General features: G+C 60.4%; 9 protein-coding genes and 1 tRNA gene. 4 read left to right on the top strand and 6 right to left on the bottom strand.

Annotation, left to right across the window (positions count from 1 at the left end):
• Window positions 1-15: 15 nt before the first annotated feature.
• The 3 genes from ACEN83_RS27805 to ACEN83_RS27795 all read right to left on the bottom strand — a co-directional run bounded on the left by ACEN83_RS27805 (window position 16) and on the right by ACEN83_RS27795 (window position 3,188).
• Entirely contained in the window at window positions 16-810 is a 795-nt protein-coding gene (locus ACEN83_RS27805) for a carbon-nitrogen hydrolase family protein (RefSeq protein WP_495578909.1), read from the bottom strand.
• A gap of 12 nt (window positions 811-822) precedes the next feature.
• A complete protein-coding gene (locus ACEN83_RS27800) occupies window positions 823-2,505 on the bottom strand; it encodes a flavin monoamine oxidase family protein (RefSeq protein WP_007980300.1) in 1,683 nt (560 codons plus the stop codon).
• Between the two features lie 221 nt (window positions 2,506-2,726).
• Window positions 2,727-3,188 (bottom strand): Lrp/AsnC family transcriptional regulator, encoded by a 462-nt coding sequence (locus ACEN83_RS27795; RefSeq protein ID WP_007980298.1) that lies wholly within the window; start codon window positions 3,186-3,188, stop codon window positions 2,727-2,729.
• A gap of 185 nt (window positions 3,189-3,373) precedes the next feature.
• Between ACEN83_RS27795 and ACEN83_RS27790 the strand changes: the two genes are divergently transcribed.
• Both ACEN83_RS27790 and ACEN83_RS27785 read left to right on the top strand, forming a co-directional pair.
• On the top strand, window positions 3,374-5,728 hold the full coding sequence (locus ACEN83_RS27790; RefSeq protein WP_495578908.1) for a glucose/quinate/shikimate family membrane-bound PQQ-dependent dehydrogenase: 2,355 nt from the start codon (window positions 3,374-3,376) through the stop codon (window positions 5,726-5,728).
• A 184-nt stretch (window positions 5,729-5,912) separates the two neighbouring features.
• Window positions 5,913-6,545, top strand: a complete 633-nt coding sequence (locus ACEN83_RS27785; RefSeq protein WP_495580916.1) for a zinc metalloprotease — start codon at window positions 5,913-5,915, stop codon at window positions 6,543-6,545.
• 94 nt (window positions 6,546-6,639) lie between these two features.
• Here ACEN83_RS27785 and ACEN83_RS27780 read toward each other — a convergent pair whose 3' ends face one another.
• Window positions 6,640-6,948 carry a DUF3077 domain-containing protein gene (locus tag ACEN83_RS27780; protein ID WP_495578907.1) on the bottom strand — a complete coding sequence of 103 codons (309 nt, stop codon included), beginning with the start codon at window positions 6,946-6,948 and terminating at the stop codon, window positions 6,640-6,642.
• A gap of 579 nt (window positions 6,949-7,527) precedes the next feature.
• Here ACEN83_RS27780 and ACEN83_RS27775 point away from each other — a divergent pair.
• Window positions 7,528-7,893 carry a type II toxin-antitoxin system RelE/ParE family toxin gene (locus ACEN83_RS27775; RefSeq protein WP_495578906.1) on the top strand — a complete coding sequence of 122 codons (366 nt, stop codon included), beginning with the start codon at window positions 7,528-7,530 and terminating at the stop codon, window positions 7,891-7,893.
• Window positions 7,886-8,191 carry an XRE family transcriptional regulator gene (locus ACEN83_RS27770; RefSeq protein WP_008051594.1) on the top strand — a complete coding sequence of 102 codons (306 nt, stop codon included), beginning with the start codon at window positions 7,886-7,888 and terminating at the stop codon, window positions 8,189-8,191. Before ACEN83_RS27775 ends, ACEN83_RS27770 begins: the two co-directional genes overlap by 8 nt.
• 74 nt (window positions 8,192-8,265) lie before the next feature.
• Here ACEN83_RS27770 and ACEN83_RS27765 read toward each other — a convergent pair.
• Window positions 8,266-8,342 (bottom strand) — tRNA-Ile (locus tag ACEN83_RS27765).
• 15 nt (window positions 8,343-8,357) lie between these two features.
• A complete protein-coding gene (locus ACEN83_RS27760) occupies window positions 8,358-12,104 on the bottom strand; it encodes an EAL domain-containing protein (protein ID WP_495578905.1) in 3,747 nt (1,248 codons plus the stop codon).
• Between the last annotated feature and the right edge of the window lie 108 nt (window positions 12,105-12,212).

Genomic DNA, 12,212 nt, shown 5'->3' with positions numbered 1-12,212 from the left:
GCCAATGCTAGCGGATTAGGACTTGTTCAGCTCGCCGTAAAGCTCGGGACGACGATCGATCAGGTAGCGATTGGCGGCACGGGAATCGACCATCAACTGTCGATCCAGCTCACCGACAATCAGCGATTCATCCAGTCCCGCCTGAGCGATACGGCTGCCATCCGGCGCAGCAATGCTGCTCTGGCCGCAATAGTGGATGTCGCCTTCATGGCCACAGTAGTTGGCGTAAGCCACATAGCATTGGTTTTCGAAGGCGCGGGAACGCACGGTGACATCGGCGACGAAATCGAACGGAATCATGTTCGCGGTCGGCACCAGAATCAGCTCGGCGCCGCCCAATGCCAGGCGTCGGGCGTTTTCCGGAAATTCCAGGTCGTAGCAGATCAGGAAACCGAGTTTCCAGCCGTTGAGCTCGACGATGGGAAACTCGTCGGAACCTGCACTGAACATCGAGTGATCGAGGTCGCCGAACAAGTGGGTCTTGCGGTAGTTGCACAGGCGCTCGCCATTGGCGTCGATCAACTGCACGGCGTTGTAGATCTGCCCGTCCTCGGTGCGCTCGGGATAGCCATACAAGATGGCAATCCCGGTTGCCTTGGCAATGCGTGCGATCTGCTGCGCCGACTCACCGTTGTACACCTCCGCCAACACGCTGACGGCATCGACGCCGATGTTGTAGCCGGTCAGGAACATCTCCGGCAGCACCAGCAGGTCCGCGCCTTTTGCCTCCAGCGCCAGTTGTTGCAGGCGTTGCAGGTTGCCGGCGACATCCAGCGGCAACGGTGGACATTGGTAAAGGGCTACGCGCATTTCGGATTCCTCTTACTCGGGCAGGGCGATCGGTCCGATCTCGTTGAATACATCTCCTGGACCCGGATTCTCGGCGTGAGTTGCACCGCCGAAGTGTTTCATGATGCCCCACACCGCGTTGAGCGAGGTCTGTACTGCGCCTTCAACCCAGGCTGGCGTCCACGACACGTCGTCACCGGCAATGAAGATCCCGCGCTGTTCTGCCGGCATGTCGTCCTGCATGAAGTGCGCATACATGCGCTGGTTGTAGCGGTAGTGACCGGGCAATGCGCCTTTGAACGCGCCGAGGAAATGCGGGTCGGCTTCCCAGGACACTGTGATCGGATCGCCAATGATCCGTGCGGCGATGTCGACTTTCGGGTAGATCTTCTTCAGTGCATCCAGCGCCAGTTTCACGCGTTTTTCCACCGGGTGCGGGAGCATTTTCAGCGCGTCGCTCATCCACGAGTACGACAGGCAAATCACCCCTGGCTTGTCGTCGCCGTTGTCGAACAGGTAGGTGCCACGGGTCAGGCGATCGGTGAGGGTCATGCTCATCAGGTCGCGGCCGGTTTCCGGATCCTTGTCCTTCCAGAACGGGCGGTCGACCATCACGAAGGTTTTCGACGATTGCATGTAGCGGGTGCGGTCCAGGGCCATCCACATCTTTTGCGAGAACAGGGTTTCGTCGCATTCGATCTGGGTGGTCAGCAGCCAGCTCTGGCAGGTGGTCAACACGGCGGCGTATTCGCGGGTGTCGCCCCAGTTGTCGGTGACGGCGAAACGGCCGCCCGGTGCGTGGGCAATCTTCTTCACGCCGGTGCGTGGTGCGCCGCTGTGCAGGGAGCTGAGGCTGGTGCCGGCCGGCCAGTGCGCGCAACGCTCCGGCACATGGCGCCAGATGCCTTGTGGCACCTGTTCCACGCCACCGACCACCAGGTGCTGGTGATCGTCGCAGTTGGTCATCACCACGCGGAAGATTTCCAGCATTGAGTTCGGGAAGTCCGAATCCCAGCCGCCGGTACCGAAACCGACCTGGCCGAACACTTCGCGGTGATGGAACGACAGCTTGGCGAACGCCTTGGAGGTGGCGACGAAGTCATAGAAGGTGCGGTCGTCCCACAGTGGCACCAGGGTGTTCCACAGTTCCTTGAGGCGCGGCACGTCGCGGTCGCGAATGGCTTGCTGGATATCCGAGAACTGGGAACCGGCTTCCAGGGCGTCGGCCCAGGCGTCAGCCACTTCCTGGAACAGCGCAGGAAGGTCCGACAGCTTCTGTGCGTAATGGGTCTGGCCTTCGAGGTCGATGACCGTGCTGCCCGACGCGGGCGTCAGCGGGTTGGGGAACGGTTTGGTTTCCAGGCCGAGCTTGTCGACGTAGTGATAGAACGCGGTGGACGACACCGGGAAGCGCATGCCACCCAGCTCGGCCACGATGCCTTCGGCACCGTTGAAGGCCTGGGAGCGCAGACGGCCACCCATTTTCGAGGCTTCGTAGACGACCGGTTTCAGCCCCAGTTTCATCAACTCATACGCGGCCACCAGACCGGCAATCCCGCCGCCGACAATCGCCACTTCGGCACCGTGATTGTGCTCGGGAATGCTGCCCAATCCGGCCGGGTGTTCGATCCAGTCGTCGAAGGCGAAGGGAAAGTCCGGGCCGAAAATGGTGATTGGTTTTTTACCGTCTGCAGGATGGCGATTGTTCTTGTTCATGGCTGACCTTGCTGGCGACCCGACGCGGAATGCGCATCTGAGTATAGGAAAAGATGCCAGCCATTCTAGAGAGCACAGAACACGTTAATAAGACGCAAAGTGTCGTCGTTTTGCCATTTTATTGGTCAATATGACGATATCGATGTACACACTGACCACTGTGGGAGCGGGCTTGCCCGCGAAGAGGCCCGCCTGGACACCTTAGAACTATGGGTGGAACCTCAAACCGGCTGCCCCCGATCAATCTTGCTGCTCAAGATGATCGACGTCGTGGTCTTCTCCACCCCATCCACACTGCCAATCTGATCCAGCAACTGATCCAGCTGTTCCGGCGAATCAGTGCGCAACCACGCCACATAATCAAATTCGCCACTCACCGCACACAACTGCTGTACCTGCGCCATCGCGCTCAGGCGGCGCAACACCTCCTTGCCGGAACGCGGTTGCACCGTGATCCCGACATACGCCTGCAACCCGCCATCCACTACCCGCTGTCCGAGGCGCACGCCGTAGCCGGTGATCACTTTGGCCTTTTCCAGCCGCGCCAGGCGCGAGGTGACGGTGGTGCGGGCGATGCCCAGTTGCCGGGCGAGCATGGCCACGCTCTCACGGGCGTTGATCTGCAGGGCTGCAATCAACTGGCGGTCGATTTCGTCGAGAACGGGCGGGCGAGTGTCAGGCAAAGGGTTTTCTCCAGCGGCATGGATCAGTGCGCAAGCATGTTACAGGCAGATTCTGTACGACGCTCGCGACGGATCCCTGATCTGGCCTCCGTACCGTTCATGACATTTCTGCCTGCGACAAATTGCCATAAGTAACCAGTTAGTACATTATTCCGCCCTTGTCACAAATGGGGAAAATGTCCGACATGAACAATTCTGGGGCTGCCGCCGGCAGCAAATGGTTGCTGGCGGGGCTGGGTGTGCTGATTGCACTGATCGGGCTCGGCCTGGCGGGTGGCGGCGGCTATCTGATTGCGCTGGGTGGCAGCTGGTATTTCCTGCTGATGGGCCTGGCGATGCTGGTGTCCGGCCTGTTGATTACCCGTCGCAAGCCGCTGGGCGCGTGGCTGTATGGTGTGGCGCTGGTCCTCACCGCGATCTGGGCCCTGTGGGATGCGGGCCTCGAATACTGGCCGTTGGTCTCGCGGGTGCTGACCTTCGCCGTGATCGGTCTGGTGGTGGCGCTGATCTATCCGACCCTGGTCCGCGCTTCGGGCGCGACCGGTGGGCGTGGCGCCTACGGTCTGGCCAGCATTCTGGGTGTGGGCGTTGTGGCGACGATGGCCTACATGTTCGTGCCGACCCACGTGGTCAAGGCCTCCGTTGAACCTGCGGTAACGCCGGTCCTGCCGGGCACCGAGCAGAAAGACTGGGCGCACTGGGGCAACACCACCGCCGGCAATCGCTTTGCGGCGCTGGACCAGATCAACAAGGGCAACATCGACAAGTTGCAGGTTGCCTGGACCTTCCGCACCGGCGATATCCCGCAAAGCACCGGTGCCGGCGCCGAAGACCAGAACACCCCGCTGCAAATCGGTGACACGGTCTACACCTGCACCGCCTATGGCAAAGTCTTCGCCCTGGATGCCGACACCGGCGCCCAGCGCTGGAAGTTCGACCCGCAAGGCACCGCGCCCAACTGGCAGCGCTGCCGTGGCCTGGGTTATTCCGAAACCCCGGCGTCTTCGGACAATCAGCCAGCCGCCTGTACGAAACGTCTGTTTCTGCCGACCGGCGATGCCCGCCTGATCGCCATCAACGCCGACACCGGCAAGCCCTGCGAAGAGTTCGGCAACCAGGGCACCGTCGACCTGACCACCGACATGGGCGAAGTGAAGCCCGGTTACTACCAGCAAACCTCGACCCCATTGGTCGCAGGGGACGTGGTGATCGTCGGTGGCCGCGTGGCCGACAATTACTCCACCGGCGAACCGCCGGGCGTGGTGCGTGCCTACGACGTACGCAGCGGTGAACTGGTGTGGGCGTGGGATCCGGGCAATCCGAACACCACTAAACGTCCGCCGGCCGGTGAGACTTACACCCGTGGCACGCCGAACGTGTGGTCGGCCATGTCCTACGACGCCAAGCTCGGTCTGGTCTACCTGCCGACCGGCAACGCGACACCAGACTTCTTCGGCGGGCAACGCACCGAGTTCGACGACAAGTGGAACTCGTCCATCGTCGCCATCGATGTGAAGACCGGTCAGGTGCGCTGGCACTTCCAGACCACTCACCACGACCTGTGGGACTTTGACCTGCCGGCGCAACCGCTGCTGTACGACGTGCCGGACGACAAGGGCGGCACCCAGCCAGCCCTGGCGCAAGTCACCAAGCAGGGCGAGATCTTCCTGCTCAACCGCGAAACCGGCGTGCCGATTGCCCGCGTCGAAGAGCACCCGGTGCCGCAAGGCAAGGTTCCCGGCGAGCGCTACTCGCCAACCCAGCCGTTCTCGGTCGACATGCCGTCAATCGGCAACAAGACCCTGACCGAGTCCGACATGTGGGGCGCCACGCCGTTTGACCAGTTGATGTGCCGCATCCAGTTCAAAGGCATGCGTCACGAAGGCGTCTACACCCCGCCGGGCATGGACCGCGCCCTGCAATTCCCGGGTTCGCTGGGCGGCATGAACTGGGGCAGTGTCTCGGTTGATCCGAACACCAACTACATGTTCGTCAACGACATGCGCCTGGGCCTGGCCAACTACATGATCCCGCGCGACAAGATCAAAGCCGGGGCCAGTGGCATCGAAATGGGCGTGGTGCCGCAGGAAGGCACACCGTTCGGCGCCATGCGCGAGCGCTTCCTCTCGGCGGTTGGCATTCCGTGCCAGAAACCACCGTTCGGCACCATGTCCGCCATCGACCTCAAGACCCACAAACTGATGTGGCAAGTCCCGGTCGGCACCGTACAGGACACCGGCCCGCTGGGCATCCGCATGCACCTGCCGATCCCGATCGGCATGCCCACCCTCGGCGCATCGCTCGCCACCCAGTCGGGCCTGCTGTTCTTCGCCGGCACCCAGGACTTCTACCTGCGCGCCTTCGACACCGGCAACGGCAATGAAATCTGGAAGTCGCGCTTGCCGGTGGGCAGCCAGTCCGGGCCGATGACCTACGTTTCACCGAAAACCGGCAGGCAGTACATCCTGCTGACGGTGGGCGGTGCGCGTCAGTCGACGGATCGTGGGGATTATGTGATTGCCTACGCTTTGCCCAAATAAGGTGGTGTAGGAGCGAGCTTGCTCGCGATGGACGTTAACGATAACGCGTACTGTCTGAATGGCCGCGGCGCGATCAAGTCCATCGCGAGCAAGCTCGCTCCTACATGATTGTGCGGGGCGACAGGATGGACAGCGACCGTCACTCGTAGTCGAATGCGAGTACGAAGGATCCGAGGCAATGGACATGACGACGAACCTGCCTGCCGCTGTACGCGACCGCGCATTGCAGATCGCCCATCACGAAATGGGGCACTACGTGGTGGCCCGGGCCTTGGGCTTTGAAACGGGCGGCGTGACCCTGACCGTGACCAAGGATTTACGACACCAGGGCGGGGCCTCCATTACCCTGGTGCGGCCAATTTCGTCGATAGATGCCATGAAGGAACATCTGGAAGCCCGGATGATGGTGCTCCTGGCTGGCGCCATGGCGCAGACACTCCCTTCAAAACCTTCAGCTGCCAAACGCGTCGATAAGCCCAAAGCCGCCGCCATCCTCAAAGGCGAGCAGGGGGCGGAACAGGACTACGCAAAAATCAGGGAGCTTCAGCATCTGCTGCGCAACATCGTCTACCCCGATACCGATCCGACGTCGGGTGAGCGAATAACGGCGGAGCTTAAGGCGATGACTGATCGGGTGTGGGTTCGGACGCAAAAAATCATCGAGGATCAGGCCGAGACGATTGCTGAGTTGGCAGGGGCGCTGGTGGACGGAATGGTTCTTGTGGAGCAATGGGGGCGGGCGGCGGATACGTATGAGGTGGTGTTCACCGGGCCGATGCTGGAGCGGCTGCGGGCCGTGCAGACCATACCTTCGTGATGTGTCTGGACTGAAGAACCGAAAAATCTGGCCCTATCAGTCCCAAAAAGGGAGCGCTCGGTCCCTTATTGGGAATTTTCAGGCTCTGTTTATTCTATTGATCTGCTTGTGCTCTCGTTTGAGCAGGTCTGCGCGTCAGCACCTTCACCACATCATCAATCACCGCTTTGCTCATCGACGTCAGGTAGTGCGCGGCCCAGGCGTGGCGGTCGGAGTCTCGGGCGTAGGCGGCGTCGACGGTCAGGGACTTGGCGAGGTAGAGCAGGTCGGAGGCTTGGTCCAGGGCGTCGGCGATGGGAACGTTGCGGCAGACGTGGAACAGTGGTTGGTCCGAGAGATACATGAAGGGGGTGAAGTCGATGGTTTTCAGTTCTGAATGATCAGATGGATTTGCTTTTGTCATGATTTAACTCCTTGGCTTAAATAGCTGCCTCGTTCGTTTCCAAGCGAATGGGTGGCAGCTGTGCGCAGGTTGGAAACCGGGAGCCAAGGAAACCGGCACGTCCGAAGACGTCCCACGCACAGCTGCCATAACTCTGAATCGCAGCCGTAAAAACGTCTGGAGTCGTGATGGGGCTGTTGCGCTTGACTTGACTAGACGGGTTTCCAAGCCCGATCGCTGAATGGTTAGCGACGTCCGGAGACTATCCCGTCGAAGAAAAGCACAACAAGGCGGCAAAGTGCCCAACAGAAAGATTCGGAGTTTGCCTACAAGGTCCTAAGGCGTCATCCGATATTTCGACACCCTCAGTAAACGAAGACTGGCGCGACGAGCGACTTTCCAGGCCGGTGCATCCTTTGAGTCGTCGAGCCAAACGCCTGGTGCCCGCGTTGTCATGAGGGCACTGAATCAATTGGCGAAACGGCAACCCCCCGCCAGTAACCGTCGTTAACAATTGACAGGGGAATCGGGGTGGTTGGGCACCGCTGAAGCTCATACATTTATTCCTTTGAGATTATATTCCTTTGGTGGCATATTTGTATGAAATGGGACGTCGAATACACGGATGAATTTGAGGCCTGGTGGGATCGCCTGAACGAGGCCGAACAGGACTCGGTTCAGGCCACGGTGATGTTGCTGGGCGAGGATGGTCCACACTTGGGTTTTCCACATACCAGCGATATCAAGGGTTCACGGCATGGCAACCTGCGTGAGTTAAGGGTACAGCATGCTGGCAGGCCGTACCGTGTGCTGTACGCGTTTGATCCACGGCGCAGCGCGATCCTGCTGATTGGCGGTGATAAAACCGGCCAGGAGCGTTGGTATGCGGAACACGTGCCACTGGCCGAGCGTCTCTACGACGAGCACTTGGAAACATTGATGAACGAGGGCTATGACAATGGCTAAAAAATTTGCTGATTTGGTGGCGCGTCGCTCTCCAGAGTCTCAAGCGCGTGTCGAGGCCTTGCATCAGAAGCTACGAGCTCAAATGCCGCTGCACGAGTTGCGCCAGGCGCAAGCGTTGAGTCAGGACACACTGGCCAGGACACTGCATGTCAACCAGGCGGCGATCTCCAAGATGGAGCGGCGAACGGACATGTACATCAGTACGTTGCGCAACTACATCCGCGCCATGGGGGGCGAGCTGGAAATCATCGCCACTTTCCCCGAGGGCCAGGTAAAGATCGAGAACTTTGCCAACTGAACGATTAAAAAATGGCTCTACTGTTTTGGTCTATCCAGACACGCAAAAGCCGCGCAATGCGCGGCTTTCTTGTTTGGTGGGCCCACACGGACTTGAACCGTGGACCAAAGGATTATGAGTCCTCTGCTCTAACCAACTGAGCTATAGGCCCTCAGTAGGTCGCGGATTATAGCGACGGTTTCGCGGCTGTGCTATCCGAAAAAGCCATTACGGTTGTACGAAGAAACCTCGCGGCGAATTCGTCGGGGGGCAAAGGCAGGCTGACGATGTAGCCCTGGATCTGTTCGCAGCCCTCGGCGGCGAGGAATTGCTGTTGCGCCTGGGTCTCGACGCCTTCGGCAATCACGGTGAATTGCATGCTGCGCCCGAGGGCGATGATGGCGCGTACGATCGCCGCATCGTGGGGGTCGTCCGGCAGGCCGCGGACGAAGGACTGGTCGATCTTGAGGATGTCCAGCGGCAGGCGCTTGAGGTAGCTCAGGGACGAGTAGCCGGTGCCGAAGTCATCGATGGCCAGTTGCACGCCCAGATGTTTGAGTTGATGCAGCACCGCCAGCGCTTCTTCGGCCTGGCTCATGATGAAGTTTTCGGTGATTTCCAGTTGCAGGAATCCGGGGTTGAGGCCGTTGTCCTTGAGTAACTGTTCAATGCGGCCCAGCAGGTTGGGCTGGCGCAATTGGGCGCCGGCAAGGTTGACCGACAGCGGGCCGGGGCTTTCGTACAGGCGGTGCCATTCGGCCATCTGCCGGCAGGCGGTTTCCAGGACCCAGTCACCGATTTGCAGGATCATGCCGTTTTCTTCAGCCAGCGGGATGAAGTGTTCTCGCGGCACGTCGCCAAAGGTCGGGTGGCGCCAGCGGATCAGGGCTTCGGCGCCGACCAGGCTGTAGTCGTCGAGGCTGATTTTCGGTTGGTAGCACAGGTGCAATTCGTTGCGCTCGATGGCGCGACGCAGTTCGTGCTCCAGCGCCACGCGCTCGCTGGCCTGGGCGGTGAGGTCGCGGGTGTAGCTTTCGACGCGGTTGCGGCCCTTGGCCTTGGAGCGGTACATCGCCGCGTCGGCGTTTTTGATCAGCGTGGCAACGTCACAGCCATCCTTGGGATAGAGGCTGGTGCCGATGCTGGAGCTGATGAAAAACTCGTGTTCGCCGGCCTGGAACGGCGCGGCGAAACAATTGAGCAATTTGGTGGCGATGTTGTCGGCATCACTGGATTGTTGCAGGCCCGGCAGCAGGATAATGAACTCGTCACCACCCAGGCGTGCCACGGTATCGATGTCCCGCAACTGCTCCTTGAGACGTACGGCAATGCCCTTGAGCAGCAGGTCGCCCACCGGGTGGCCGAGGCTGTCGTTGATGTGCTTGAAGCGGTCAAGGTCAAGGAACAGCACGGCGCCCTGGCCGCCGTTCTCCTGCTGGTTGTTGAGTGCCATCAGCAAGCGGTTTTCGAACAGCGTGCGGTTCGGCAGGCCGGTCAGCGGGTCGTGGTGCGCCTGGTAGTCGAGCTTGGCCTGGGCATGCTTGAGGCTGGAGATGTCGGCGAATACCGCGACAAAGTGGGTGATGAACTTGTCACGGTTGCGCACGGCGCTGATGGTCAGCCAGCTCGGGTACAGCTCGCCATTTTTGCGCCGATTGGAAATCTCGCCCTGCCAATGACCTTCGGCAGTCAATTGATGCCACATGGCCGCGTAGAACGCGCTGTCATGCAAGCCCGAAGCAAGCAGCCGTGGCGTGTGGCCCAGCGCTTCGCTTTCGCTGTAACCGGTGATTTCGGTGAAAGCACGGTTGACCGCACTGATGTGCTGTTGGGTATCGGTGATCAACACGCCTTCGGCGGTGCTTTCGAACACGGTCGCGGCCTGTTGCAGTTTTTCCTGCATCAGGTGCCGCTCGGTGATGTCCCGGGCGATGGTCAGCATGCAGTCGTCATCGCCGATCGGCAGCGGACGGCTGGACACTTCACAGAGGCGGATCTGCCCGTCGCTGCGGCGGATATGGCAACTGAAGTCGCGGACAAAACCGTCCCGATGCAGCAGGTCGAGCATTTGTTTGCGTTCATTGAGATTGACCCAGATCCCCAGGTCCAGCACCGAGCGATCCACCGACATGGCGCTGTTGAATCCGGTGATGCGACTGAAACCCTCGTTGACCTCGATCAGCAAGCCGTCACTTTGCCGCGACAGCAGCAGGCCGTCGGGGGACGCATGGAAAGCCTTGGCGAACTTCTCTTCGGACGTTTGCAGTTGTTGCTGGGTTTCCTTGAGCTGGGTGATGTCCCGCACCACGACCACCAGCGCCGGTGTCATGTCGAGGTCGAACGGTTCGGCGGAGATCAGCCCGGTGAACACCTGGCCGTTGCTGCGACGAAAGGGCATTTCCAGGTTGCGGATGCTGCCGGCCTGCAAGCGTTGCAACAGACCCGGACCAACGCCGGGAATCCCCCAGATGTTCAGGTCGGTGGCGGTCAGTCCAATGACGTCCTCGGCCTTGAGGCCGATCTGTTCTTCGAACGCTTCGTTGACCTCCAGCAGGCAACCGTCGCTCAGGCGGGCGATCACCAGAATGTCAGGGCATTGCTGGAACACGGAAGCGAATTTCTGTTCCGACAGGCGCAGCGCTTCTTCGGTGCGCTTGGCGTCGGTGATGTCGATCATCAACCCGCGCATCACTGGCTCATGCCCATGCTCGATCAGGCTGACGATGTCGCGCACCCACAGGCAGCGCCCGTCGGCGGTAATCACCCGGTAATCGAGGCGGTGATCGCGTCCGGCCAGCACTTCGTGATCGCAGAAAGTCTGGGCACGAATCAGGTCGGCGGGGTGAATGATGTTGCGCCAGAAGCCCGGAATCAGCCAATGGGAGAGGGGATAGCCAAGAAGATCTTCGGCGTGGGGCGATACATAGCTGTAGGTGTAGTCGGTGACCCTTGCCTCCCAGGCGATGGCCGACAGGCTCTCTACCAGGCCGCGATAGTGGTACTCGCTGCTGCGCAGTTCCTGTTCAAGATCGACCCGGCGGGCGATTTCCGAACTCAAGCGGCGGTTGATGCGAATAACCGCCGCCAGCACCAGGGTCAGCAGCAGCAACCCGGGCAGGCCATACACCAGCAGGTCATTCCAGAAAGTTCGATGATCAATGACGTTGCCGACCCAATGCTCCTGAATGGCGCTGATTTCGGCGGGGCTCATATCCGCCAGGACTTTGTCGAGAATGCCGACGAGGATTGCGTTGTCGCGGGGTACGGCCATGGCCAGTTGATAGCGATAGGGGGTTTCACCGCTGACATACAGCCCGTCGAGCTTGAGCTGACGCAAGCTCCAGACGCTGGACGCCAGATCGCCCACCACCGCATCCACTGCACCGGTGGCCAGCGCCTGTAACGTCGAACTGACATTGGGCATCGCCACCAGGTTCAGGTCGGGATTGTGGGTGCGCAGCAGTTCGTGGGGGGCGTAGTTTTCCACCACGGCGATTTTCAGGCCATACAGGTCTTGCAGGTTGTGTGGCTGGGCGCCCCTGACATGGGCCAGGATGACGATCGGAAAATCCAGATAGGGGCGGGTGAACGACAGGTATTTCTGGCGTTCAGGGGTCGACATGATGCCCGGCAGCAGGTCGATTTTGCTCTTTTTGGCTTGTTCCAGGACGGCGGTCCAGCTCACCGGCTCGATAGGCGTGAGCCGGGTTTTCAGCCTTTGGCGAATAACCTCGATGTAATCCGCGGCAAGGCCCTGGTAGCGGCCCTCATCGTCGCGAAACTCGAAGGGCGGCCACGATGCATCGACACCCAGGCGCAAGTCCGGGTGAGCCGCCAGCCAGCTACGTTCATCCTCAGTTAGAGTCAGCGCGCCAGCCGTTGCGGTCCAGGTCATGAGCGACAGCAAAAAAAGCACGGTCGGCAGTCTGGGCATAACGGTCTCGTTATGGCTCTGGGGAATGTTTCGAGTGTAGACGGGCTATAGGGCGGAGGGGAGGTGTGGAGATATTAATCTGCCATAAAACAAAACCCCCGGCCTGGG

Source organism: Pseudomonas sp. Pseusp49, assembly GCF_059491875.1.
This window is presented reverse-complemented; position numbering and strand designations above follow the sequence as displayed.

Bases quoted from the DNA above. Each gene is read 5' to 3' on its own strand.
- ACEN83_RS27805 (WP_495578909.1), bottom strand. From the start codon at position 810: ATGCGCGTAGCCCTTTACCAATGTCCACCGTTGCCGCTGGATGTCGCC.
- ACEN83_RS27800 (WP_007980300.1), bottom strand. From the start codon at position 2,505: ATGAACAAGAACAATCGCCATCCTGCAGACGGTAAAAAACCAATCACC.
- ACEN83_RS27790 (WP_495578908.1), top strand. From the start codon at position 3,374: ATGAACAATTCTGGGGCTGCCGCCGGCAGCAAATGGTTGCTGGCGGGG.
- ACEN83_RS27785 (WP_495580916.1), top strand. From the start codon at position 5,913: ATGACGACGAACCTGCCTGCCGCTGTACGCGACCGCGCATTGCAGATC.
- ACEN83_RS27780 (WP_495578907.1), bottom strand. From the start codon at position 6,948: ATGACAAAAGCAAATCCATCTGATCATTCAGAACTGAAAACCATCGAC.
- ACEN83_RS27775 (WP_495578906.1), top strand. From the start codon at position 7,528: ATGAAATGGGACGTCGAATACACGGATGAATTTGAGGCCTGGTGGGAT.
- ACEN83_RS27770 (WP_008051594.1), top strand. From the start codon at position 7,886: ATGGCTAAAAAATTTGCTGATTTGGTGGCGCGTCGCTCTCCAGAGTCT.
- ACEN83_RS27760 (WP_495578905.1), bottom strand. From the start codon at position 12,104: ATGCCCAGACTGCCGACCGTGCTTTTTTTGCTGTCGCTCATGACCTGG.